The following is a 24,133-nucleotide window of genomic DNA, read 5'->3' as shown; positions in this document are numbered from 1 at the left end:
ACGTGAGGGCACCCGGCCCGTCCTTAACCTGGCTTTACGCCGCTCGGGGGCGGTGTACCGCAGCAGCGGGGGTGGGGTTTTCCCCACCAGAAGACGGCGCTCAGCACCAGCGCGCCGGACCCCTCGCTGCCAGCAGACTCATCGACACAGCAGCACGTACGACCCGGCACGGATCGACAGGGATCGGTGCGCGCCACTCGCTGACCGACATAGGAGACATACCGTGACATCGGCTGTGACCATCACCAGGCACGGGGGCACTGGAGGGACTACGGCCGTTGCCGCGCGGGCGCGGCAGGTCGTCAAGGCGTACGGGTCCGGCGAGACCCGTGTCGTCGCCCTCGACCATGTGGACGTGGACATCGCACGCGGGCAGTTCACCGCGATCATGGGGCCTTCGGGCTCCGGCAAGTCCACGCTCATGCACTGCCTCGCCGGACTCGACACCGTGACCTCCGGGCAGATCTACCTGGACGACACCGAGATCACCGGGCTGAAGGACAAGAAGCTCACCCAACTGCGCCGGGACCGGATCGGGTTCATCTTCCAGGCGTTCAACCTGCTGCCCACGCTGAACGCCATAGAGAACATCACGCTCCCCATGGACATCGCGGGCCGCAAGCCGGACAAGGCGTGGCTGGGGCGGGTCGTCGACACCGTCGGGCTGAGCGACCGGCTCAAGCACCGGCCCACCCAGCTCTCCGGCGGTCAGCAGCAGCGCGTCGCCGTGGCCCGGGCGCTGGCCGCGCGGCCCGAGATCATCTTCGGTGACGAGCCGACCGGCAACCTCGACTCCCGGGCCGGCGCCGAGGTGCTGGGCTTCCTGCGCAGGTCGGTGACCGAGCTCGGGCAGACCATCGTGATGGTCACGCACGACCCGGTCGCGGCCTCGTACGCCGACCGTGTGCTGTACCTCGCCGACGGCCGGATCGTCGACGAGATGTACAAGCCGACCGCGGACGCCGTCCTGGACCGTATGAAGGACTTCGACGCCCGGGGACGGACGTCATGACCGTCCTCAAGACCTCGATGCGCAACTTCTTCGCGCACAAGGGACGCATGGCCCTGTCGGCCGTGGCGGTCCTGCTGTCGGTGGCGTTCGTGTGCGGCACGCTCGTCTTCACCGACACCATGAACACGACGTTCGACAAGCTCTTCTCGACCACCGCGTCCGACGTCACGGTCTCCCCGAAGGGGGCCGAGAGCGACGACACCCCGCAGAACGGCAAGCCCGAGTCGCTGCCGGCCACCACGGTTCAGCAGGTGGCCAAGGCGGACGGCGTCAAGTCCGCCGAGGGCGCGGTCAGTTCGATGAACGTGACCGTCGTCAACAGCGACAACAAGAACATGGGCTCCTCGACCGGCGCTCCCACCATCGCGGGCAACTGGACGAAGAGCGACCTGCGTTCGATGGAGATCACCTCCGGACACGCGCCGCGCGGGCCCACCGAGACGATGGTCGACGCCGACACCGCCGACAAGCACGACCTGAAGATCGGCGACGAGCTGCGCACCATCTCCGTCATCGGTGACTTCAAGGCGAAGATCGTCGGCATCGCCACCTTCAAGATCACCAACCCCGGTGCCGCGATCGTCTACTTCGACACCGCCACCGCACAGCGCGAACTCCTGGGCGCCGAGGGCCGGTTCACCCAGGTCTACGCCACCGCCGCGGCCGGCGTCAGCGACACCCAGCTCAAGACGAACGTCACGAAGGCCCTGGACGGCACGTACAAGATCCAGACGGCCAAGGAGAACGCCGACGAGAACCGTGAGGGCGTCGGCGAGTTCATGAACGTCATCAAGTACGCCATGCTCGGCTTCGCCGGGATCGCGTTCCTGGTCGGCATCTTCCTGATCATCAACACCTTCTCCATGCTGGTCGCCCAGCGGACCCGGGAGATCGGCCTCATGCGGGCCATCGGCTCCTCCCGCAAGCAGGTCAACCGCTCGGTGCTGGTCGAATCCCTGCTCCTCGGCTTCGTGGGCTCGATCCTCGGCGTCGGCGCGGGTGTCGGTATCGCCATCGGGCTGATGAAGCTCATGGGCATGGCCGGCATGAACCTCTCCACCGAGGACCTCACGGTCAAGGCGACCACCCCGGTGGTCGGCATGATCCTCGGTGTCGTGGTCACCGTCCTCGCCGCCTACCTGCCCGCCCGCCGGGCCGGCAAGGTCTCCCCGATGGCCGCACTGCGCGACGCCGGTACGCCGGCCGACGGCAAGGCGGGCCTGGTGCGGGGCGTCATCGGACTGGTCCTGACCGGCGCCGGCGGCTACGCCCTCTACGCGGCCGCCACCGCCGACACCGCGAAGGACGGCTCGCTGCTGCTGGCCGGCGGCGTGGTGCTGACCCTGATCGGCTTCGTCGTCATCGGCCCGCTCCTCGCGGGCGGGGTCGTACGGGTCATCAGCGCGCTGATCCTGCGGGCCTTCGGCCCGGTCGGCCGCATGGCCGAGCGCAACGCCCTGCGCAACCCCCGTCGTACCGGTGCCACCGGCGCCGCCCTGATGATCGGCCTCGCCCTGGTGGCCTGCCTCTCGGTGGTCGGCTCCTCGATGGTCGCCTCGGCCACCAGCGAGCTCGACAAGTCGGTCGGCGCGGACTTCATCGTCCAGGGCGGCCAGCGGATCGTTCCGCAGGCCCAGAAGGCGATGGAGCAGAGCCCGGACTTGGCGCACGTCACGTCGTACAAGGAACTCGAGGCGACCCTGACCTCGCCCGACGGCAAGAAGGACACCAAGGGCGTCACCGCGGCGGACCCGACGTACGCCCAGGACCTGCGGCGCCCGACGACGGAGGGCACCCTGTCCGCCGCGTACGGCCGGAACGCCATGTCGGTCGGCTCCGACTACGCCAAGGACCACGGCGTCCACGTCGGCGACACCATCACCGTCGCCTTCAAGGGCGGCGACACGGCGAAGCTCAAGGTCGCGGCCATCACCGACGACAGCGGGGCGCTGGACCAGGGGGCGCGCTACCTCAGCATCGAGACGATGAAGGAGTACGTCCCCGCCGACCAGATCCCGCCGAACTCGATCATGTTCGCCAAGGCCAGGGACGGCCAGGAGAAGCAGGCCTACGCCGCCCTCAAGGACGCGCTCCACGACTACCCGCAGTACCAGGTCCGCGACCAGACCGACTACAAGGAAGAGCTGAAGGACCAGGTCGGCCAGCTCCTCAACATGGTCTACGGTCTGCTGGGCCTCGCGATCATCGTGGCGATCCTGGGCGTGGTGAACACCCTGGCCCTCTCGGTGGTGGAACGCACCCGCGAGATCGGCCTCATGCGCGCCATCGGCCTCTCCCGCCGCCAGCTGCGCCGCATGATCCGCATGGAGTCGGTGGTCATCGCCCTCTTCGGCGCCCTCCTCGGCCTCGGCCTCGGCATGGGCTGGGGCGCCACCGCCCAGAAGCTCCTCGCCATGGAGGGCCTCAACGTCCTCGACATCCCCTGGCCCACCATCATCGGCGTCTTCATCGGCTCGGCCTTCGTCGGCCTCTTCGCGGCCCTCATCCCGGCCTTCCGCGCGGGCCGCATGAACGTCCTCAACGCCATCGCGACCGAATAGCCATATCGAACGGGGGAGCAGGGCCCGGCGCCGAGAAGTCACGGGGGACTTCTCGGCGCCGGGTGTTTTTTGCGCGGGGGACTGCCGTCCGGAGCGCTTCAGAGGGAGCGCTCGCGTCTCTTCGAGCCCGTGGGGAGGCTCCGTCTCCCAACCACCGACCCGCCGAGGCGAACCCGTCCGGCGCTTGAGGACGAGGGTCTTCCGTCCCCATCCCCACCCGCCCGCAGGGGGCTGAGCCCTTCAAGGCCGGCCCACTGCTCTCAGCCCGTCCGGCGTTCGCGGGCGAGGGCTTGCCGTCCCGATCCCCCACCCGCCCGCGGGGGCTGCGCCTCTCGACGCCGGTCCGTGTCTTTCAGCGAGTCCGGTGTGCGAGGCCGAGGCTGAGGGTTGCCGTCCCGATCCCCCACCCACCCTGTCTTTCAGCCCGTCCGGCGTTTGAGGACGAGGCCCCTTCAGGGCCGACAGCGGGGGTCTGGGGGCGCAGCCCCCAGGGACCGGGGTCGAAGGGGCGGCGCCCCTGGAGGATGGGAACGGGTAAGGGCGGCGGGGGCGAAAACCGCCTGGGACCGGCGCGGGCGGCGGGTGCGGAGAGAACCGGCGTTATCCACAGCCCCGGCACCGGCGACCGCAGCGACGTACGCTGGATACCCCCCGGCCGGTCACCGCGTCGGGCGATTCGCGTTGCCCACCCCCGGACGAAAGCCGCCCCGAATGAGCCTGCACGGTCTGCTCGACGCCGTCGTCAAGGACACCGCCCTCGCGGAAGCGATCACCGCGGCCGCAGACGGCAACCGCATGCACGTCGACCTGGTCGGCCCCCCGGCAGCCCGCCCCTTCGCCATCGCCGCACTCGCCCGGGAGTCCGGCCGCCCCGTCCTCGCCGTCACGGCGACCGGACGCGAGGCAGAGGACCTGGCCGCCGCCCTGCGCTCCCTGCTCCCGCAGGAGGGCATCGTCGAGTACCCCTCGTGGGAGACCCTCCCGCACGAACGCCTCAGCCCCCGCAGCGACACCGTCGGCCGCCGCCTCGCCGTCCTGCGCCGCCTGGCCCACCCCCGCCCGGACGACCCCGAGACGGGCCCGGTGTCGGTGGTCGTGGCCCCGGTGCGCTCCGTGCTCCAGCCGCAGGTCAAGGGCCTGGGCGACCTGGAACCGGTGGCCCTGCGCACCGGCCAGACCGCGGACCTGAACGCCATCGTCGACGCCCTCGGCGCCGCCGCCTACGCGCGCGTGGAGCTCGTCGAGAAGCGCGGCGAGTTCGCCGTACGAGGCGGCATCCTGGACGTCTTCCCGCCCACGGAGGAGCACCCCCTCCGCATCGAGTTCTGGGGCGACGACGTAGAGGAGATCCGCTACTTCAAGGTCGCCGACCAGCGCTCCCTGGAGGTCGCCGAGCACGGCCTGTGGGCCCCGCCCTGCCGCGAGCTGCTCCTCACCGACGACGTACGCGCGCGTGCGCGTGCCCTCGCCGAACAGCACCCGGAGCTGGGCGAACTGCTTGGCAAGATCGCCGAGGGGATCGCCGTGGAGGGCATGGAGTCCCTCGCGCCGGTCCTCGTCGACGACATGGAGCTCCTGGTCGACGTACTCCCGAAGGGCGCCATGGCCGTCGTATGCGATCCGGAGCGGGTACGCACGCGTGCCGCGGATCTCGTGGCGACGTCGCAGGAGTTCCTGCAAGCCTCCTGGGCGGCCACGGCGGGCGGCGGCGAGGCGCCGATCGACGTCGGCGCGGCCTCCCTGTGGTCGATCGCGGACGTCCGGGACCGGGCGCGCGAGCTGGACATGATGTGGTGGTCGGTGTCGCCGTTCGCCGCGGACCTGGAGCTGGAGGCGGACACCCTCAAGCTCGGCATGCACGCCCCCGAGACCTACCGCGGCGACACCGCGAAGGCCCTCGCCGACACCAAGGGCTGGCTCGCCGACGGCTGGCGCACGGTCTTCGTGACCGAGGCGCACGGCCCGGCGGCCCGTACGGTCGAGGTGCTGGGCGGCGAGGGCATCGCCGCGCGCCTGGAGTCGGAGCTGGGGGCGATCGCCCCGTCCGTCGTGCATGTGGCGTGCGGCTCGATCGACTACGGCTTCGTCGACCCGTCGCTGAAGCTCGCCGTGCTCACCGAGACCGACCTGACCGGCCAGAAGGCGGCCGGCAAGGACGGCGCCCGGATGCCCGCCAGGCGCCGCAAGACGATCGACCCGCTGAGCCTGGAGGCGGGCGACTACATCGTCCACGAGCAGCACGGCGTGGGCCGCTACATCGAGATGGTCCAGCGCACCGTGCAGAGCGCCACGCGCGAGTACCTCGTCGTCGAGTACGCCCCCGCCAAGCGCGGCCAGCCCGGCGACCGCCTCTACATCCCCACCGACCAGCTGGAGCAGATCACCAAGTACGTGGGCGGCGAGGCCCCGACCCTGCACCGCCTCGGCGGCGCCGACTGGACGAAGACGAAGGCGCGCGCGAAGAAGGCCGTCAAGGAGATCGCGGCCGACCTCATCAAGCTCTACAGCGCGCGCATGGCGGCACCCGGGCACACCTTCGGCCCGGACACCCCGTGGCAGCGCGAGCTGGAGGACGCGTTCCCCTACGCCGAGACGCCCGACCAGCTGACGACGATCGCCGAGGTCAAGGAGGACATGGAGAAGTCGGTCCCGATGGACCGTCTGATCTGCGGCGACGTCGGCTACGGCAAGACGGAGATCGCGGTCCGGGCCGCGTTCAAGGCGGTACAGGACGGCAAGCAGGTCGCGGTCCTCGTACCGACGACCCTCTTGGTGCAGCAGCACTTCGGCACCTTCTCCGAGCGGTACTCGCAATTCCCGGTGAACGTACGGGCGTTGAGCCGCTTCCAGACGGACACCGAGGCGAAGGCGGTCCTGGAGGGCCTGCGCGAGGGCTCGGTGGACGTCGTCATCGGCACCCACCGGCTGTTCTCGTCCGAGACCAAGTTCAAGGACCTGGGCCTGGTCATCGTGGACGAGGAGCAGCGCTTCGGCGTCGAGCACAAGGAGCAGCTGAAGAAGCTGCGCGCCAATGTCGACGTACTGACGATGTCCGCCACCCCGATTCCCAGGACGCTGGAAATGGCGGTCACGGGCATCAGGGAGATGTCGACGATCACGACACCCCCGGAGGAGCGCCACCCGGTGCTGACCTTCGTCGGGCCGTACGAGGAGAAGCAGATCGGCGCGGCGATCCGCCGTGAACTGCTGCGCGAGGGCCAGGTCTTCTACATCCACAACCGGGTCGAGTCCATCGACCGCGCGGCCGCCCGCCTGCGCGAGATCGTCCCCGAGGCACGGATCGCGACGGCGCACGGTCAGATGTCGGAGACGGCGCTGGAGCAGGTGGTCGTCGACTTCTGGGAGAAGAAGTTCGACGTGCTCGTGTCGACGACGATCGTGGAGTCGGGCATCGACATCTCCAACGCGAACACGCTGATCGTGGAGCGCGGAGACAACTTCGGTCTGTCGCAGCTGCACCAGCTGCGCGGTCGCGTGGGCCGGGGCAGGGAGCGGGGCTACGCCTACTTCCTCTACCCGCCGGAGAAGCCCCTGACGGAAACGGCCCACGAGCGCCTCGCCACCATCGCCCAGCACACGGAGATGGGCGCGGGCATGTACGTGGCGATGAAGGACCTGGAGATCCGAGGCGCCGGAAACCTGCTCGGCGGCGAACAGTCCGGTCACATCGCGGGCGTCGGCTTCGACCTGTACGTCCGCATGGTCGGCGAGGCGGTGGCGGACTACCGGGCCTCCTTGGAGGGCGGTGTCGAGGAGGAGCCGCCCCTGGAGGTCAAGATCGAGCTCCCGGTCGACGCCCATGTCCCGCACGACTACGCCCCGGGCGAGCGGCTCCGCCTCCAGGCCTACCGATCGATCGCCTCGGCCAACACCGAGGACGACATCAAGGCCGTACGGGAGGAACTCGTCGACCGCTACGGCAAGTTGCCGGAACCGGTGGAGAACCTTCTCCTGGTGGCGGGCCTGCGCATGCTGGCACGCGCGTGCGGCGTCGGCGAGATCGTCCTCCAGGGCACCAACATCCGCTTCGCACCGGTGGAGTTGCGCGAGTCGCAGGAGCTGCGGGTCAAGCGGCTGTACCCCGGGACCGTCATCAAGCCGGCGGTGCATCAGGTGCTGGTGCCGCGGCCGAAGACGGCGAAGGTGGGCGGGAAGCCGTTGGTCGGGCGGGAACTGCTGGGGTGGGTCGGGGAGTTCCTGGCGTCGATTCTGGGGTCGTAGTCTCGTCGGGGCTCGTCGGGGCTCGTCGGGGCTCGTCGGGGCTCGTCGGGGCTCGTCGGGGCTCGTCGGGTCACGCCTGGGCACGCTGGGTCGCGCCGGTTCTTGCCGGGTCACGCCGGTTCTCACCGGACTTCGTCGGTCTCACCGGGCCTCGCCGGTCGTGTGCGGGTGAGGTCTGGGTGCCGTGCGTGGCGCTCAGGGGTCACCCGCGGCCGGTGCCGGGCTGCCTGGCGCGCCCACGCTGTCGGCTCCCTGACGCCCACGCAGCCTGTTCCCTGGCGCACCCGCTGCCGGTTCCCCGAGGCACCTGCTGTCGGCGTCCCTGACCCACCCCCTCACGTGGCCCGGAACAGCATCCCCGCCAGCGTCCGGAACACCTCCTCCGGATCCTGGTCCCCCACCGGCCCGTCCAGGTTGTGTCCGAGCAGCAGCGTGGCGAAGCCGTGCGCGAGGGACCAGGCGGCGACGCCGGCGAGGCGGGGCTCGATGCCGTGGCTGCCTTGGGGGCGGCTGCCTTCGGAGTGGCCGCTCTCGGGGTGGACGGCGGACACGGCCTCGCGCAGGGCGTCGCCTGCGAGGGCGCGGGCGGTGGTCAGTTCGAGGTCGTCGGCGCGCAGCAGTCCCGGCGCGAACATCACCTGGAAGTGCGCCGGGTGCTCGCGCGCGAAGCGCACATAGCGCACGCCCGCCTCCTTGAGGTCCGGTGCCTCCCGCAGCGCGGTCGCCAGCAGCCCGAACCCCTCCGCCGCGATCGCCGTGAGCAGGCCGGTGCGGTCCCCGAAGTGGTGGGCGGGGGCCGCGTGCGACACGCCGGCCCGGCGGGCGAGGTCGCGCAGGCTCAGCGTGGACGGGCCGTCGGCGGCGATGACGTCGAGCGCGGCGGTGAGGACGGCGCGGCGCAGATCGCCGTGGTGGTAGGGGCGGCGCGAGGCCGGCTTCGTGGTGTCCGCGGATGCCATGGACAGCAGCGTACGCCCAATCTAGGCATTGACAAGTTAGGGCGGCTCGGGCAATCTTGTCAGTGGCAAGTTGTGGAGCGGGTCCGAAGCACTTGGATACGACGAGGAGTCAAGCCATGTCGCAGCACGAGAGCGAGACCGATCCGGCCGCCGCCGGCGTCGCCCCGGCCCGCGTACGCCAGCTCTGGCACCTGCTGGAACCCCTGCACGCGGTGCTGTACTACGCGCCGGAGGTCTTCGAGGAGGCCGAGGCGCTGGGCTACGACACGAAGGAGCGCTGGCCGAGCTACTTCCCGCTCCGCGCGGCCCCGTTGGGCGCGGTGGGCGCCGAGCGGGTGACCTCCGCCTTCTACAGCTTCAGTCCCCGTATGGTCGCCGAGCACATCGACTCCGCGTGGAGCGTCGCGAGCCCCGAGGCGGTGCTGGCGGCGCGACTGCGCGGCGTCGACCGTGCGTACCAGGAGATATTCGGCGAGCGCGTCGACAGTCCCGAACTGGCGGAGGCCGCCGCCCTCGCCCGCCGCGCCGCCGAAGCGGTCAACAGCGCGGGCCGTCCTCTCGCCGCGGCCAACGCCGAGCTGGAGTGGCCCACGATCCCGCACCTCCAGCTGTGGCACGCGGCGACGATCCTGCGCGAGCACCGCGGCGACGGCCACCTCGCCGCCCTCCTCGTCGCCGACCTCGACCCGGCCGAGTCGCTAGTCTCCTTCGCGGCCATAGGTGCCGCGTCCGTCGAGCGCTTCGAGAGCCGCGGCTGGAGCGACGCGGAATGGTCCGCCGCTCGCGAACGCCTGACCGTCCGGGGCTTGCTCGACGAGGACGGTACGGCGACGGAGCCCGGCCGCGCCCTGCGCCACCAGGTCGAACAGCACACCGACCAACTCGCCGCCGCCCCTTGGCAGTCCCTCGGCCGGCCCGACACCGACCGCCTCGTCGAACTGCTCGGCGACTTCTGGGTCGCGGTCCTCTCCTCGGGCCTGCTGCCTTCGGAGACGACGCTGGGGATAGGCAAGGTCTGAACGAGGGCCTTGGGCAGCCGCAAAACTGACTGCACCCGGCGTGACCTCGCGGCACCATGACGGCATGCCCGACCTGCTGTGGGACGCCGTCAAGCACCACTGGATGCGGAGTGCGGATCGCGTCGTGGTCCTGGAGGAGCCGTGAGGGGTGGTCGGAAACGCGAAGCCGTCCGCGGGAGTTGTGGTTCCGCAGACGGCCTCGGCGTCGGAGTGGTTCAGGGGATCTCGGCCGCACGGGCGATGGGCCCGGCGGGGATCTCTTGCTCCTCCGTGGGGTCCGGTGGCCTTACGGCTGTTCGGGCCGGTCGCGATCCATGCCCATCGCGCCTTCGATCTTCTGCTGCCCGCCGTCGACCTGGCTCTCGTACTTGTTGCCCGTCTTCTCGTTGACCTTGCGTTCCGCCGCGTCGGACATGTTCTTGGCCTTGTCCTGCGCCGCGCGGTTGCTCTTGAACCTGTCGAGGATGCCCATCCAGAGCTCCTTCCGGAGGTGACTCAGCAATGACGATACGCCCGCCTTGAGAGGTATGCCCCTTGAGGGCCTATATGGTCTGGACCTCTCGACCAGTACCGTGAGAGCAGGCACGACCGCTCGTGCGGGGTGGACCAGGAGAACAAGGGGAGGGACCACCGTGACGCGTCTGAGGGGTGGGGCGGCCGGCGCCGCGGCGATGCTCGGCATGGTCGTACTGCTCGCCGGTTGCGAGGGCGTGCAACTGCCCGCGGACGGCGAGCCTTCCGGCTCTGGCCCGGTGGTGAGCTCCGGCCGCGCGGTGAACCCGCTGGACAACCCGGACGGCACCAAGGCCGGCCTCGCGGCGATCACCACGGACGCCGACAGAACCAAGGCGCGCGCCCTGATCGAGAAGGTGGAGACCAAGGGCCGCGGCCCCAAGACGGGCTACGACCGGGACGAGTTCGGCTACGCGTGGATGGACTCGGCGCCCGGCGGCATCCCCTTCTCCCGCAACGGCTGCGACACCCGCAACGACCTCCTCCAGAGGGACGGCGAGGACGTCCGCTTCCGCTCCGGTTCGGACTGTGTCGTCGTCTCCATGACCCTGGTCGACCCCTACACCGGCAAGGAGATCGACTGGGTCAAGTCCCGTGCCACGGCGGTGCAGATAGACCACGTCATGCCGCTGTCGTACGACTGGCAGATGGGTGCCTCTCGCTGGGACAAGGGCAAGCGCGAGGACATAGCCAACGACCCGCTCAACCTCATGCCGGTCGACGGCCCGACCAACGGATCCAAGAGCGACTCGGGACCCGCGTCCTGGCTGCCCCCGAACAAGCGGATCCGCTGCTCGTACGTGGTGCGCTTCGCGCAGGTCTCGCTGAAGTACGACCTTCCGGTGACGAAGGCCGACAAGGAGATGATGCTGCGCCAGTGCGGGGGCTGACCCGTCCGTAGGGGCCGTCGGCGCCGGTGGGGCGGAAAAGCGGGTTCCGGCCCTGGTGGGGCCCGCCTACGGTGACCGCATGGAACTGAAGGTGTCGAGTCTCGCCGAACGCCCCGACGACCACGGGCGCGTGGTCGCGATGGCCGACAGCTGGCCGGAGTTCGTCACCAGGGACCTGGTGGGCGACCACCACTACGGCCGGATCGCCAGGGAGTTCCCGGCGTATGTGCTGTTCGCCGAGGACGAGCGGGGCGAGGTCGTCGCCACGGGGTTCAGCGTGCCCTTCGCCCTGGACGCCGAGGGCCGGGGTGAGCTGCCCGCCCGGGGCTGGGACGAAGTGCTCCTGTGGGCCTTCGCCGACCTGCGCCGAGGCATCCGGCCCGACACCGTCAGCGCGATCGCCATCAACGTCCGCCCCGACGCCCAGGGCCAGGGCCTGTCCGGCCGCATGCTGTCGGCGATGCGCGACAACGCCCGTGCGCACGGCTTCAGCGAGGTCGTCGCCCCCGTCCGCCCCAGCGCCAAGCACCTCGAACCGCACACCCCCATCGAGGAGTACGCCCACCGCGTACGCCCCGACGGACTCCCGCACGACCCGTGGCTGCGCGTCCACGTCCGGGCCGGCGCCACGATCCACTCCGTGACCCCGGCCTCCATGACGGTGGCCGGTTCGCTGGAGCAGTGGCGCCGCTGGACGGGGCTGCCCTTCGACACCCGGGGTGACATCGAGGTGCCCGGAGCGCTGGTGCCGGTGCGGTGCGGTGCGAGCCGGAGCGCGGGGCCGCGGTGTATGTCGAGCCCAATGTGTGGATGCGGCATCCGCTGTAGCCGCAGGGCGGTTCAGGCGCCCAGCGCGTCGAGGTCGAGGATCTCGCCGCTGGGCTTCCGAGCGGGGACGGGCTCGTCGTACTCGCTGAAGGTCAGGGTGCCCGGGTCGCTCGCGGAGGCACTGTCGACCCGCAGCAGATACGGCTTGCCCTCGGTGGCGACGTAGAGCGTGTAGCGCTCCTTGCCGTCCCGCTCGTGCAGCACGATCGCGGGCGTGCCGTCCACGGTGGTCGTCTTGGAGCGCGTGGCGTCCGAGTCGGCGTCGTCGGCGTCGCCGAGCACCGTGTCCAGGTCGCAGAAGCCCGCGATGTCCTTGGCGTCCTCGCCCTTGGCGGACATCTTGGTCCACTTCCCGGCCAGCAGCGCCACGGCCGCGTCCACGTCCGACGTCTTCTCGCCCTTGCTCTGGGCGCGCAGGAAGGCCTCGTCGTACTTCATGTAGACGGTGTCCCCCACCTTGATCAGATCGGCCTTGCCCTGGCCGCCCACGCTCATCGTGCCGGCGCATTCGCCCCGCTTGTTCAGGGCCATGTCGATCTCGATGGTGCCGCCGGAGCCGTCGTCGGGGACGTCCCCCTTCATCCGCAGCGACGAGGCGCCGGTCGTGGCCTCGACGGCCCGGTCGGCGATCTCGCCGCCGGTCAGCCCGGCGAACGGTTCCTTCGCCTTGCTGGGACTGCTCGACGGGCTGGACGTGCGGGCTTTGCCGTCCGCCTTGTCCTTCCCGGACTGACCGGACTGGCCGGACTGGCAGCCGGTGAGCGCGAGGGCGGTCGCGGCGGTGAGGCAGAGGGCGGCAAGTGCGGTACGACGCATGGGAATTCCTCGGTGGTGTGACGGTGTGGTGAGCGGGTGCGGCGAGACGCGCGGCGTCCGGAAAGGGAGCGCGGTCCGGCGGGTACTGCCGTGGGTCGGCCCCGCCGGACCGCGCCGTACGGTGGCCGGCGTCAGCCGGTCTTCTTCCAGTCCGTGCAGCCGGACGTCTTGAAGTAGGCGTCCGAGGCGCTGATCGTGACGACGGCCGAGCCGGTCACGTTGTCGTTCGCGATGATCGAGTCGAGGCCGTGCTCGGCGTCCTTGGCGCGCTCCCAGTAGCACATGTCGTCCTCGTTGCCGGTGGACTTGTAGGTGCCGGGGGCGATGTCGGCGCCGACTCTGAACATGCCGCCGTCGCCGGCCATCTTGGCCGCGGGGGAGCCCTTCGCCTTGGTGTCGACGGCCTCCCAGTCGTTGCAGTCGCTCGACTTGAAGAGCTTGTCGGAGGCCTTGACGGTCACGTAACTGGCGCCGGTGACGTTGTCGTTGGCCAGCAGGGAGTCCATCTCGCCGGAGGAGTCCTTGGCGCGCTCCCAGTAGCACATGCCGTCGTCGTTGCCGGTGGTGCGGTAGGTGCCGGGCTTGATGTCCGAGCCGACCTGGAAGTCGCCGTCCCCCTCGAACGCGACCTTCTTCTCCTCGGCCGCCTTCGCCGTCTCCTTCTCGCCGCCGGTCTTCGCCTGTGCGGACGCCGAAGAGCCCTTGTCGCTGCTCGTGGAGTCGCTGCCGTCGTCGCCGGAGTTCGCCGACACGGCACCGATGACGACGATCCCCACGACGGCCCCCAGCGCGACCTTGCCCTTCATGCCCATGACTGTGTCCCCTCCAACACGGTGACAGCCGCCGATCGGCTGCCGTTCGTTCGCTGGGTCAATAAGAACAGAGCTTGTGAACCGAGTCAACACGGTTCACGAGACGGATTGTGTACACGGCCGTGAATGGGTAGATCTTGCGTACGCCGCTATGCTCGGCGTCACACGCGGAGCGCAGGCAGATGCGGGGACGCGCGGGGCCACGCAGCACGACGAGGGGAGCCGGGCCGGTGCAGGACAACGCCACAGAGGTGACCGCCGCCGGGATCGCCCGGCTCGCAGGCGTCGGCCGCGCCGCCGTCAGCAACTGGCGCCGTCGCCACGCCGACTTCCCCAAGCCGGTCGGGGGCACCGAGACCAGCCCCTCCTTCGCCCTCGCCGAGGTCGAGGCATGGCTACGCGACCAGGGAAAACTCGCCGAGGTCCCGCTGCGAGAACGCGTCTGGCAGCAGCTCTCCGGCCACCCCGAGGGCCCGGTCACCGCACTCACTCACGCCGGCTGCGTCCTGCTGCTCATCCACGACCGCCCCACCGTCTGGCTGGACGCGAGCGCGGGCTCCGACGCACGTCTGGCGGCGATGCTGCCGGGGGCGCTGGAGGAGGTCCTGACGCCACGGTTCGGAGCCGCGCCGGGTGTGAACACCTCGGACGCCGTGAACAGCTCCGGCGCTGTGAACACCTCACCCCCCGCGAGCCCCCGCGCCGCCGTTCACGCCCCCCTCGGCCCCGAACTCCTCCCCTCCGTCCCCCTCCTGCGCGGCGCCGCCGACCTCGCCGCGGAGCTGGGCGCCCGGCAGACCTTCGAGTTCCTGCTCGGCCGGCACCTCGACGCCAACCCGCGCCAGTACACGCTCACCCCCGCCGACCTCGCCGGCCTCATGGCCGACCTGGCGGGCCCCGCCCGTACCGTCCTCGACCCGGCCTGCGGCACCGGCGCCCTGCTGCGCGCCGTCACCGCCCGCGCCGACCAGGAGCTGTACGCCCAGGACAGCGCTCCCGAGCTCGCCGGCCTCACCGCGCTCCGGCTCGCCCTGCACACCCGCGCCCGCGTGCACGGCGCCACCGGCGACACCCTGCGCGCCGACGCCCACCCCGAGCTGCGCGCCGACGCCGTCCTGTGCCACCCGCCGTTCAACGAGCGCAACTGGGGCCACGACGAACTCGCCTACGACCCCCGCTGGGAGTACGGCTTCCCGGCCCGCACCGAGTCCGAGCTGGCCTGGGTGCAGCACGCGCTCGCCCGCCTCAAGGACGGCGGTACCGCCGTCCTCCTCATGCCGCCCGCCGCCGCCTCCCGACGCTCGGGCCGCCGTATCCGCGCCGACCTGCTGCGCCGGGGTGCGCTGCGCGCGGTCGTCGCCCTCCCGGTCGGCGCGGCGCCCCCGTACAACATCCCGCTCCATCTGTGGGTGCTGCGCCGCCCCGAGAAGGCGCCGGCCCAGCCCGAGGTGCTGCTCGCCGACACCGGACAGTTCGCCACCGAGGGGCGCGGCGGCCCCGACTGGCGGGCCGTGCGGGAAACGGTGCTCGACGCCTGGCGCGCCTTCGACCGCGCGGGCACCCTTCAGGAGCGTCCCGGCCTCGCGCGCGCCCTGCCCGTCATCGATCTCCTCGACGACGACGTGGATCTCGCCCCGGCCCGCCACCTCCCCCCGGCGGCCGCGGCCGACGGCGCGGAGGCGCTCACGGCCGTGCGCGAGCGCCTCGGCGAGACCCTGCGCCTGACCACCGACCTCACCCCGCCGCCCGCCGACACCGCACAGCCCGCCCGCTGGCCGCTCACCACCATCGGTGAACTCGCGCGCGGGGGCGCCCTGGTGATGCGCACCGGCGGAAACGGCGGCCACGCACGCGTGCCCGTCCTCACCGACCACGACGTCCTCGCCGGCACCGCCCCCTCCGGCACGCTCCCCGAGAGCGACGAGGAGGCCGTGCTGGTCGAGCCGGGCGACGTCGTCGTTCCGGTGCTCGGCGGCGGCTCGGTGGCGCGCGTGATCGACGACGCGAGCGGGGGCGCCGCCCTGGGGCGCAGTCTCGTACTCCTGCGCCCCGATCCCACGGCGCTCGACCCCTGGTTCCTCGCCGGCTTCCTGCGCGGCACCGCCAACAACCGCCAGGCCAGCAGCTACGCCTCCACCGCGACCCGCCTGGACGTGCGCCGACTGCAACTGCCCCGGCTCCCGCTCGACGAACAACGGCGCTACGGCGCGCGCTTCCGCGCACTCGACGAGTTCGAGCGGGCGCTACGGCGCGCGGGACGGCTCGGAGACCAGCTCGTGCGCGGGATGTACGACGGCCTCACGGACGGCACGGTCGCTCCCGACTGACACCAGGTGGCGCCCGGCAGTTGCGGAACCCGGCCGTCCGGGCGCCCCCGCCGCGACCTGCGCCACCGTAGGACGTGATCAGCACGACAACGGTTCGGTACAACCCTGGACCGCATGTCGTTGTCGGCCTATACGCTCGAAGCGACAATCGCAGGAACGGGGTTGCCGGGCGTCGGCCGCCCCCGTATGCCCACCTCAGGCACCAGGAGCTGTCATGCATGGCCACGGCTACACGCAGCCGGTGAAGCAGCCGCCCCATCCGGCGTTGCTGGTCTTCCTGCGTGTGCTGTTCGTGGTGATCTCGGTCTTCTCCGTCGGGCTGCTGGCCTGGTCGATGCTGCTGCGCCTGGCGCTCGTGACGCGCCGGGGGCTCGACTGGGGGCTGTTCGTGGCCTCGTTCGCCGCGATCGTCACCGGACTGGTGCTGCTCGGCATCGAGGGCGGCGAGGAGATCCACACCGTGGGCGGCTGGACCGGCCTGGTCCTGCTCCTGGGCACGCTCATCGCCGCGATCTCTTACTACCTCGCCGCGGACATCCGCCACTTCCACCAGCTCCGCTACGGCACGTACGGCCCGCAGCCCGCTCCTGCCCCGGCCTACGGATATCCGCAGCCCCGGTCGCCGTACACCGCGGCGACCCTGCCGCAGACACCGGCGCCGATCCCGCAGAGCCCGCTGCCGCAGCCGCCCGCCCCCCGCGACGCGGTGCCCCACGCGCCCGTGCCCCCGGCACAGCCGCCCCAGCGCCCCGCGCCCGCCCGCATCGACCAGGTGCGCGCCGAGCTCGACGAACTGAGCGACTACCTGCGCCGCCAGGACGGCAACCCCAACGGCGGTTACGAGGGCGGAAGGTGACCGTGACGACAGGACGTGTCGTCGCAGGCCGCTATGAACTGTCCACGCTCATCGGACAGGGCGGCATGGGACAGGTCTGGACGGCCTACGACCAACGGCTCGACCGGCGCGTGGCGGTGAAGCTGCTGCGCCCCGACAAGGTGGCCGGGCAGGAGGCCGACGAGCTGCGCCGCCGCTTCGTCCGCGAGTGCCGGGTGACCGCACAGGTCGACCACCCCGGGCTCGTCACCGTGCACGACGCGGGCAGCGAGGGCGAGGAGCTGTTCCTCGTCATGCAGTACGTCGACGGCGCGGACCTCTCCGACCACCTCGCCGAGCACGACCCGTACCCCTGGCAGTGGGCCGTCGCGGTCGCCGCGCAACTCTGCGCCGTGCTGAGCGCCGTGCACGCCGTGCCGATCGTCCACCGCGACCTCAAGCCCCGCAATGTGATGGTGAAGCAGGACGGCACCGTCACCGTCCTCGACCTCGGCGTCGCCTCCGTCATGGACGCCGACACCACCCGCCTCACCCACACCGGCACCCCCATCGGCTCGCCCGCCTACATGGCGCCCGAACAGGCCATGGGCGGCGCGGTCGGCCCGTACACCGACCTGTACGCACTCGGCGTACTCCTCCACGAACTCCTCAGCGGCGACGTCCCCTTCTCCGGCTCCACCGCGCTCGGCGTGCTCCACCGGCACCTCTACGAGCCCCCGCTCCCCGTGCGCCGTCTGCGCCCCGAAGTCCCCGAGGCGCTCGAAGCCCTCGTCCTGCGCCTGCTCGCCAAGGACCCGCAGCACCGGCCCGCCAGCGCGCAGGAGGTGTACGAGCACCTGGCGCTGCTCCTGCCCGCGCGCGGAACCCCCACCGGGGCGCCCCTGGACCCCACGCGCCCCTTCCTGCGCCCGCACGCCCCCTGGCCCGACCGCGCCCGCACCCCCGCACCCCAGCCGGCGCCCGCCACGCCGCACGCGCCGCCCGCCGAGAAACCCGACGTCGCACGCGCCGTCGACGAGGTCAAGCGCCTCCTCGGCGAGGGCCGCATCACCCAGGCCGTCGACATCCTCGGCGCGATCCTGCCCGCGGCCGCCGAACAGCACGGCGAGCACTCCCCGGTCGTGCGCACCCTGCGCAAGCAGTACGCCGCCACGCTCCTGGACGACGGCCAGTACCGGCGCGCGCTGCCCGAACTGCGCCGCCTCGCCGACGAACGCGCCGCCGAGGCCGGCCAGGCCGACCCCCAGTCGCTGCGCTACCGCTACGAGGCCGCCCAGTGCCTGGAGCAGCTCGGTGAACCGGCGGCGGCGCTCGCCGAGTACCGCGCGCTGCTGCCGTACTACGAGAACCAGTACGTGGCCGGCGACCCCGAGCTCGCCCACGACGTCCGCCGCCGCATCGGCCACCTCCTGCTCGCCCTCGGCGACCGTGCGGCCGCCCACGACACGCTGGCCCGCCTCGTGCACGACGTGGAACGCCTGCACGGCCCCGGCCACCCGCTCGCGGTGGAGGTCCGGCGCACGCTGGAGTGGCTGGGACAGGTGCGCGGCTAGGTTCTGCCGTGCGCGGAGAGAATCTTGTGCGCCCCTAGGGACCGCGTTTCCCGAAAGCGAGGGGCGCCGGTCCGGCTCCACCCCCGAGAAGCTCACCCGCCACCACGGCCTCCTCCCTGGCGGGCGCGGCGGTGCCCCAAGTCCAGATGAATCGTTGGTCGAATGGGTTGGCCAGAGCTTGTCCACTGCCTACCATCGATCACCGCAAGACTTTGTGCACCGTCGCACAATCTCCTCGGGAGGCTTCCTTGCACCGCCGCCGTCGCACCGCGCTCCTCCTCTCCGCCGCGATCGTCGCGGCACCCCTTCTCACCGCCTGCGGAAACGATGCGCATCCCGGTGCGGCAGCCGTCGTCGGTGGCCAGCGGATCACCGTCGCCCAGCTGGAGACCAGGGTGAACGAGGTGCGTGAGGCGCAGCGCGCCGCGGTGCCGGACGAGGCGCAGTACGCGCAGGCCATCGCCAAGACGGGCACCCTCAGCCGGGACACCCTGCACAGCATGGTCCTCGACCAGGTGCTGCACCGCGCGGCGCAGGACGCCGGGGTGACGGTCACCCGCAAGGAGATCCAGGACATGCGCACCGGTCTGGAACAGCAGGCCGGCGGCGCCAAGGCCCTGGAGGCGGCCTGGCTCCAGCGCTACGGCATCGCCCCCGAGCGCCTCGACGAGAACCTCCGCCTCCAACTGGAGGCCCAGAAACTCGCCGCCGTCCTCGGCACCGACACCGGCAAGGCCGACTTCTGGCAGGCCCTGGCCAAGGCGTCCAAGAATCTCGACATCGACCTCAACCCCCGCTACGGCAGCTGGGACGTCGAGAAGAGCAGCCGCGTCGACGCGAAGACACCGTGGGTCCGGGAGGTCACGGCGTCGGGGGCACCGGAGACGGCGTGACGCCCGCCGCCTCCCGGGCGGCGCCGCCACCGCGGCAGCACCACCACCGCCGTAGCACCCCACTCACCCCTTCGCCGGTCATACGATCCCACCGCGAGCCCCGGCCTGTGGACAACTGATCAGGTCTGTCGGCGGCGTGGGTTAGCTTCGAACCGTGAACACCACCAGCCCCGCATCCGCCCCGGCCGCCGCCTCCGGCCGCATCGTTCTGCTGACCACCAGCCACCGTGTCGCCCCCGGCCTGCTGTCCTGGCCCGCCTGGCAGGCGCTGCGCGACGCCGGCCGGGTGCTGTGCGCGGACGGTGCGCACCCGCAGCTGCCGTATCTGCGCGAGGCCGGGATACAGGTCGACGAGGCCTCCCCGACCGCGGAGGAACTGGTCGAGGCGTGCGCGGGCGGCCACACCGTGGTCGTGGTCGCGACGGGCGAGGGCGAGCCCGAGCTCACCGACGGCCTCGCCCGCCTCGCCGGCTCGGGCCGTGTGTCCATGCCCGAGCTGGAACTCCTCCCCGCCTCCTACGACCTCCCCGGCGCCCGCCTCCTCGACCTCGTCCAGGTCATGGACCGCATCCGCGCCGAGTGCCCCTGGTCCTCCCAGCAGACCCACAAGGGTCTCGCCAAGTACGGCATCGAGGAGGCGTACGAACTCGTCGAGGCCATCGAGGACGGCGACCGCGACGAACTGCGCGAGGAACTCGGCGACGTCCTCCTCCAGGTCGTCTTCCACGCCCGCATCGCCGAGGAGGACCCCGAGACCCCCTTCTCCATCGACGACGTGGCCGGCGGCATCGTCACCAAGCTCATCCACCGCCACCCGCACGTCTTCGGCGACGCGACCGCGACGACCCCCGAGGAGGTGAAGGAGCACTGGCTGCGCACGAAGGCGACAGAGAAACAGCGCGCCTCGGTGACGGACGGCATCCCCCTCGGCCAGCCGGGCCTGGCCCTGGCGTCGAAGCTGGCGTCGAGGGTGCGCACGGCGGGCCTGGACGTGCCTCTTCCCGCGGGGGAGGGCATCGGGTACGAGCTGCTGGCGATGGCGGTCCGGGCGGAGGCGGAGGGCGTCGACCCCGAGGCGGCTCTGCGGGTCGCCGCGCGGGCCTACCGGGATGCGGTTCGCGCCGCTGAGGGGGTCGGCGCTTAGTACCGTTGCCCTCACGGACGGTGTGAGGCGTGGGGGCTTGTGTGGCATCGGAGTTGGGGGAATTCAGGGACGCGCTGCAGAGCGCGATGGACGAGTCGCCGGAGACGGCTCAGCGGGTCATGGGCGTGCTGTCGCGGTTCTTCAGCAACGTTCAGTGGCAATGGTCGAGCACGCGGGGCTCGGTCGGGATGCTGAGCATTCTGCGACACGAGCAGCCCGAGGCCTTCGCCGAACTGCAGGCCCTCGCGTCGAAGCCCTCCGCTGCTCCAGGGCCGAGGAGCGTCGCAGCGGGCCGTGACATCGGCATCGCTGTCTCCGGTGACCGCAACACCCTGGCCACCGGAGACAGCGTGACCCACGTCGCCGGCGACCACCTCGACTTCCGCGACGCCACGTTCCACGATCAGGTCATCGGCGTCCAGCACGTCCGCAACACCTACGAGACCCGGCCGGGTGTGCCACAGCCCGTGGTCGACGACTGGCCGACGGCGAAGGACGTGGAGCCGCTCGCGCACGGTGTGCGGCCGACCCGCCGGGGGCAGGGGCTGCCGCCGCTCCCGCCGTACGTCCGGCGGGACGCGGACGGGGCGGTGCGAGCCGCTCTCGAGCAGGCCGGGGCGGACGGCGGGCTGGTGGTCGTGCTCGGGGAGCCGTTCGGCGGGAAGACGCGTACGGCGCTCGAGGCGGCGGCCGAAGTCCTCCCCGATGCCCGGGTGTTCGCCCCCGCGCGGGGCGAGGATCTGCGGGCCCTGCCCGCCGTGCTGCGCGGTCGGCTCGACCCGGTCGTCCTGTGGCTGGACGACCTCGACACCCATCTCGGCGACGGACTGGAACCGCGGCTGCTGGCGCAGTTGACCGGGCAGGGGGTGGTGGTGCTCGCCACGCTGCGCGAGGACGCGTACGACGAGTGCCGCAACACTCCGCGCGGGCGGGTCCTGGACCTGGCCCACATGGTCGAGCTGCCGCGGGAGTGGAGCGAGGCCGAGCGGGAGCGGGCCGGGAGAGCGGGCGATGCCCGTCTGACGGAGGCCGCCCGGCGCAGTGGTGCGGAGGGAGTGGCGGCCTATCTGTCCGTCGGGCCGTTGCTCTGGGAGGAATGGCGGCGGGCGCGCCGGGCCGACCGGCATCCGCGCGGGCATGCGCTGGTGCGGGCGGCGATCGATCTGGCGCGGTGCGGGCTCCAGGGGCCGGTGTCGCAGGACCTGCTCGTGAAGGTGCACGAGGCCGACGACGACGACGTCGGCGCGGGCGTGGAGCGGGAGTCGGTCGACGAGGCCCTCGTGTGGGCCGCCGGGAAGCGGCACGGGGCGCTGCGGATGCTGCGGCGGAGCGGCATGCGGATGTGGGAGGCGGCGCCGTATCTCGTGGAGACGGCGGCGCAGGACGCGGGTTTCCCCGCGGTGGACGCGTCGGTGTGGCGGTGCGCGCTGGAGGCGGCGCGGGGGGATGCGGCGTACGACTTCGAGGTGGTGGCCCGCCGTGCCGGGGAGGCGTTCCGGAGCGCGGCCGACGCCGGGGACAGTCAGGCGATGTTCGAGCTGGGGCGGTTGGCGAGAGTCTGGGGAGGGAGGTCGAGGCCGAGGAGTGGTTCCGGCGGGCCGCCGAGGCCGGGCAGACGGAGGCCGCGGGGCGACTGGGGCGGCTGTTCGTGGAGCGGGGCGAGACGAAGGACGCCGAACCCTTCCTGGAGGCGGCCGCCGAGGCGGGGGACACCGGGGCGGCGACCCTGATGGGGAAGGTGTTGTTGGAGCGGGCGAGGCAGTGGCTTCGGGCTGGTGCGGCCGGCCATGACCTGGAGGCGTCCCACCTGCTCGGCGATCTGTGCTTCGGCGGCGGGGACGACGAGGGCGCGTGGGACCACTACGTGGCCGCGGCCATGGCCGGACGAACCGAGGTCGCCATCAGCTTCGCCAGGTGGCACCTGGTGCACAACGAGGGGGAAACAGCCAAGGTCTGGCTACAACGTGCGGCGGACGCGGGCAAGGGACCGGCGGCCGAACTGTTGACGCTCTCCTGGAACAATGCCGACTCCTTGGCGGTTGCCGAGGCCTACTTCGCGGACACCGACGGCTACCCCCTCGACATCGCCCACCACGGCCTCGTACTCGAGAAGCAGGGCCGACTCGACGAAGCCCGTGCCGAGTACGAGAAGGCCCACGCCTCCGGCGACGCGTACGGCGCCTACCGTCTCGCCGCGCTCCTCGAGAAGCGGGGCAGGCCCGACGAGGCGAAGACCTGGTACCGCAAGGCCGCCGACCTGGGCCACCCGGCGGCGAGGAAGGCCCTCGACGGAAACCCGGATACGGTCGAGGAGTGACCGACCAGCCCGCGCCCACCCGTACCACTGCCGCCCCTCCCGAGCTCTTCACCTGGGAGTTCGCGACCGACCCCTATCCCGCCTACGCCTGGCTCCGCGAGCACGCCCCCGTGCACCGCACGAAGCTGCCCAGCGGGGTGGAGGCCTGGCTGGTCACGCGGTACGCCGACGCCAAGCAGGCCCTCGCCGACCAGCGGCTCAGCAAGAACCCGGCGCATCACGCCGAGCCGGCGCACGCGAAGGGGAAGACCGGGATCCCCGGTGAGCGCAAGGCCGAGTTGATGACGCATCTGCTGAACATCGACCCGCCGGACCACACCCGGCTCCGCCGGCTCGTCAGCAAGGCGTTCACACCGCGCAGGGTCGCCGAGTTCACCGACCGGGTGCAGGAGTTGACCGATCAGCTCATCGACCGGTTCGCGGAGAAGGGGTCCGCCGACCTCATCCACGAGTTCGCCTTCCCGCTCCCCATCTACGCGATCTGCGACCTGCTCGGCGTCCCGCGCGAGGACCAGGACGACTTCCGGGACTGGGCGGGCATGATGATCCGGCACGGGGGAGGGCCGAGGGGCGGTGTCGCACGGTCCGTGAAGAAGATGCGCGGCTATCTGCTGGAGCTCATCCACCGCAAGCGCGCGGAGCTCCCCGCCGACCCCGTCCCCGGCGAGGACCTCATCTCCGGTCTCATCCGCGCCTCCGACCACGGCGAGCACCTCACCGAGAACGAGGCCGCGGCGATGGCCTTCATCCTTCTCTTCGCCGGTTTCGAGACCACGGTCAACCTCATCGGCAACGGCACGTACGCGCTCCTCACCCACCCCGAGCAGCGCACCCGCCTCCAGGACTCCCTGGCCGCGGGGGAGAGCGACCTCCTGGAAACCGGCGTGGAGGAACTCCTCCGCTACGACGGTCCCGTAGAACTCGCCACCTGGCGCTTCGCCACCCAGCCGCTCACCATCGGCGGACAGGACATCGCGCCCGGCGACCCCGTCCTGGTCGTCCTCGCCGCCGCGGACCGGGACCCGGAGCGGTTCGCCGATCCCGACGTCCTCGACCTCTCCCGGCGCGACAACCAGCACCTCGGGTACGGCCACGGCATCCACTACTGCCTCGGCGCCCCGCTCGCCCGCCTGGAGGGCCAGACCGCGCTCGCCACGCTCCTCACCCGGCTCCCGGACCTCCGACTCGCGGCGGATTCAGTCGATTTGAGGTGGCGTGGGGGGCTCATCATGCGTGGACTGCGTACCCTGCCGGTCGAGTTCACACCCACCAACCGAGCGCGGTGACCGGCTTCACATCTGCGGGCGGGCCGCCAGGTGACCCCGCCAATCGGCTTCACGCCGATTCCGTGCGCGGCTTCGCGCCAACTGGTCCATCCGCGCAGCTCCTTGTAAACGTGACATGCTCTCAAC

At 71.6% G+C, this 24,133-nt stretch carries 17 protein-coding genes and 1 pseudogene; 14 read left to right on the top strand and 4 right to left on the bottom strand.

All coding sequences use genetic code 11. The features are described 5' to 3' along the window. Positions 1 to 223 precede the first annotated feature (223 nt). From ACFY0U_RS13125 to mfd, 3 genes are all read left to right on the top strand, one after another. A complete protein-coding gene (locus ACFY0U_RS13125; protein ID WP_046257571.1) occupies positions 224 to 1,012 on the top strand; it encodes an ABC transporter ATP-binding protein in 789 nt (262 codons plus the stop codon). Next, positions 1,009 to 3,573 carry an ABC transporter permease gene (locus ACFY0U_RS13120; protein ID WP_388634480.1) on the top strand — a complete coding sequence of 855 codons (2,565 nt, stop codon included), beginning with the start codon at positions 1,009 to 1,011 and terminating at the stop codon, positions 3,571 to 3,573. Before ACFY0U_RS13125 ends, ACFY0U_RS13120 begins: the two co-directional genes overlap by 4 nt. 711 nt (positions 3,574 to 4,284) lie before the next feature. Then, entirely contained in the window at positions 4,285 to 7,815 is a 3,531-nt protein-coding gene (mfd, locus tag ACFY0U_RS13115; RefSeq protein WP_388634477.1) for a transcription-repair coupling factor, read from the top strand. A gap of 335 nt (positions 7,816 to 8,150) precedes the next feature. Here the strand turns inward: mfd and ACFY0U_RS13110 are convergent, their stop codons facing one another. After that, positions 8,151 to 8,774, bottom strand: a complete 624-nt coding sequence (locus ACFY0U_RS13110; RefSeq protein ID WP_388634474.1) for a TetR/AcrR family transcriptional regulator — start codon at positions 8,772 to 8,774, stop codon at positions 8,151 to 8,153. 116 nt (positions 8,775 to 8,890) lie between these two features. Here ACFY0U_RS13110 and ACFY0U_RS13105 point away from each other — a divergent pair, with 116 nt between their 5' ends. Further along, on the top strand, positions 8,891 to 9,793 hold the full coding sequence (locus ACFY0U_RS13105; RefSeq protein ID WP_388634471.1) for a hypothetical protein: 903 nt from the start codon (positions 8,891 to 8,893) through the stop codon (positions 9,791 to 9,793). Positions 9,794 to 10,079: 286 nt separating this feature from the next. On the opposite strand, the gene ACFY0U_RS13100 is transcribed toward ACFY0U_RS13105, so the two are convergent. Next, positions 10,080 to 10,265 (bottom strand): antitoxin, encoded by a 186-nt coding sequence (locus ACFY0U_RS13100; RefSeq protein WP_388634468.1) that lies wholly within the window; start codon positions 10,263 to 10,265, stop codon positions 10,080 to 10,082. A 160-nt stretch (positions 10,266 to 10,425) separates the two neighbouring features. Here ACFY0U_RS13100 and ACFY0U_RS13095 point away from each other — a divergent pair, with 160 nt between their 5' ends. After that, positions 10,426 to 11,196 (top strand): HNH endonuclease family protein, encoded by a 771-nt coding sequence (locus ACFY0U_RS13095; protein ID WP_388634466.1) that lies wholly within the window; start codon positions 10,426 to 10,428, stop codon positions 11,194 to 11,196. Between the two features lie 79 nt (positions 11,197 to 11,275). Then, positions 11,276 to 12,024 (top strand): annotated as a pseudogene (locus tag ACFY0U_RS13090) (N-acetyltransferase). Positions 12,025 to 12,036: 12 nt separating this feature from the next. Here the strand turns inward: ACFY0U_RS13090 and ACFY0U_RS13085 are convergent. Both ACFY0U_RS13085 and ACFY0U_RS13080 read right to left on the bottom strand, forming a co-directional pair. Then, positions 12,037 to 12,840, bottom strand: coding sequence for a hypothetical protein (locus ACFY0U_RS13085; protein WP_388634463.1), 804 nt, complete (start codon positions 12,838 to 12,840; stop codon positions 12,037 to 12,039). A 131-nt stretch (positions 12,841 to 12,971) separates the two neighbouring features. After that, the gene (locus tag ACFY0U_RS13080) at positions 12,972 to 13,652 is read right to left on the bottom strand and encodes a hypothetical protein (RefSeq protein ID WP_388634460.1); all 681 of its coding nucleotides are present in this window, start codon (positions 13,650 to 13,652) and stop codon (positions 12,972 to 12,974) included. A gap of 230 nt (positions 13,653 to 13,882) precedes the next feature. Here ACFY0U_RS13080 and ACFY0U_RS13075 point away from each other — a divergent pair, with 230 nt between their 5' ends. The 8 genes from ACFY0U_RS13075 to ACFY0U_RS13040 all read left to right on the top strand — a co-directional run bounded on the left by ACFY0U_RS13075 (position 13,883) and on the right by ACFY0U_RS13040 (position 24,007). Next, complete coding sequence (locus ACFY0U_RS13075) at positions 13,883 to 15,979, top strand: N-6 DNA methylase (protein ID WP_388634457.1); 2,097 nt, start codon at positions 13,883 to 13,885, stop codon at positions 15,977 to 15,979. A 214-nt stretch (positions 15,980 to 16,193) separates the two neighbouring features. Next, positions 16,194 to 16,835: a hypothetical protein gene (locus ACFY0U_RS13070; RefSeq protein WP_388634454.1), complete on the top strand. Its 642-nt coding sequence runs from the start codon at positions 16,194 to 16,196 to the stop codon at positions 16,833 to 16,835. Between the two features lie 38 nt (positions 16,836 to 16,873). Continuing rightward, positions 16,874 to 18,367: a protein kinase gene (locus ACFY0U_RS13065; RefSeq protein WP_388635342.1), complete on the top strand. Its 1,494-nt coding sequence runs from the start codon at positions 16,874 to 16,876 to the stop codon at positions 18,365 to 18,367. A 248-nt stretch (positions 18,368 to 18,615) separates the two neighbouring features. Beyond that, the gene (locus ACFY0U_RS13060; protein ID WP_388634451.1) at positions 18,616 to 19,260 is read left to right on the top strand and encodes a SurA N-terminal domain-containing protein; all 645 of its coding nucleotides are present in this window, start codon (positions 18,616 to 18,618) and stop codon (positions 19,258 to 19,260) included. 154 nt (positions 19,261 to 19,414) lie between these two features. Next, positions 19,415 to 20,404, top strand: a complete 990-nt coding sequence (locus ACFY0U_RS13055) for a nucleoside triphosphate pyrophosphohydrolase (protein ID WP_388634449.1) — start codon at positions 19,415 to 19,417, stop codon at positions 20,402 to 20,404. A 41-nt stretch (positions 20,405 to 20,445) separates the two neighbouring features. Further along, positions 20,446 to 22,134, top strand: coding sequence for a hypothetical protein (locus ACFY0U_RS13050; protein WP_388634446.1), 1,689 nt, complete (start codon positions 20,446 to 20,448; stop codon positions 22,132 to 22,134). Then, the gene (locus ACFY0U_RS13045) at positions 22,053 to 22,721 is read left to right on the top strand and encodes a hypothetical protein (RefSeq protein WP_388634443.1); all 669 of its coding nucleotides are present in this window, start codon (positions 22,053 to 22,055) and stop codon (positions 22,719 to 22,721) included. Before ACFY0U_RS13050 ends, ACFY0U_RS13045 begins: the two co-directional genes overlap by 82 nt. Continuing rightward, positions 22,718 to 24,007: a cytochrome P450 gene (locus tag ACFY0U_RS13040; protein ID WP_388634440.1), complete on the top strand. Its 1,290-nt coding sequence runs from the start codon at positions 22,718 to 22,720 to the stop codon at positions 24,005 to 24,007. The genes ACFY0U_RS13045 and ACFY0U_RS13040 overlap by 4 nt, the downstream gene beginning before the upstream one ends. Positions 24,008 to 24,133: the final 126 nt, after the last annotated feature.

It is taken from the genome of Streptomyces sp. NPDC001536 (assembly GCF_042894505.1).
GTDB lineage: Bacteria > Actinomycetota > Actinomycetes > Streptomycetales > Streptomycetaceae > Streptomyces.
Note: the sequence above shows the minus strand (reverse complement) of the source record. Positions and strands in the feature narration are given on the sequence as shown.

Coding starts and splice junctions, on each gene's coding strand:
- ACFY0U_RS13110 (WP_388634474.1), bottom strand. CDS start 8,774: ATGGCATCCGCGGACACCACGAAGCCGGCCTCGCGCCGCCCCTACCAC.
- ACFY0U_RS13080 (WP_388634460.1), bottom strand. CDS start 13,652: ATGGGCATGAAGGGCAAGGTCGCGCTGGGGGCCGTCGTGGGGATCGTC.
- mfd (WP_388634477.1), top strand. CDS start 4,285: ATGAGCCTGCACGGTCTGCTCGACGCCGTCGTCAAGGACACCGCCCTC.
- ACFY0U_RS13100 (WP_388634468.1), bottom strand. CDS start 10,265: ATGGGCATCCTCGACAGGTTCAAGAGCAACCGCGCGGCGCAGGACAAG.
- ACFY0U_RS13085 (WP_388634463.1), bottom strand. CDS start 12,840: ATGCGTCGTACCGCACTTGCCGCCCTCTGCCTCACCGCCGCGACCGCC.
- ACFY0U_RS13070 (WP_388634454.1), top strand. CDS start 16,194: ATGCATGGCCACGGCTACACGCAGCCGGTGAAGCAGCCGCCCCATCCG.
- ACFY0U_RS13105 (WP_388634471.1), top strand. CDS start 8,891: ATGTCGCAGCACGAGAGCGAGACCGATCCGGCCGCCGCCGGCGTCGCC.
- ACFY0U_RS13120 (WP_388634480.1), top strand. CDS start 1,009: ATGACCGTCCTCAAGACCTCGATGCGCAACTTCTTCGCGCACAAGGGA.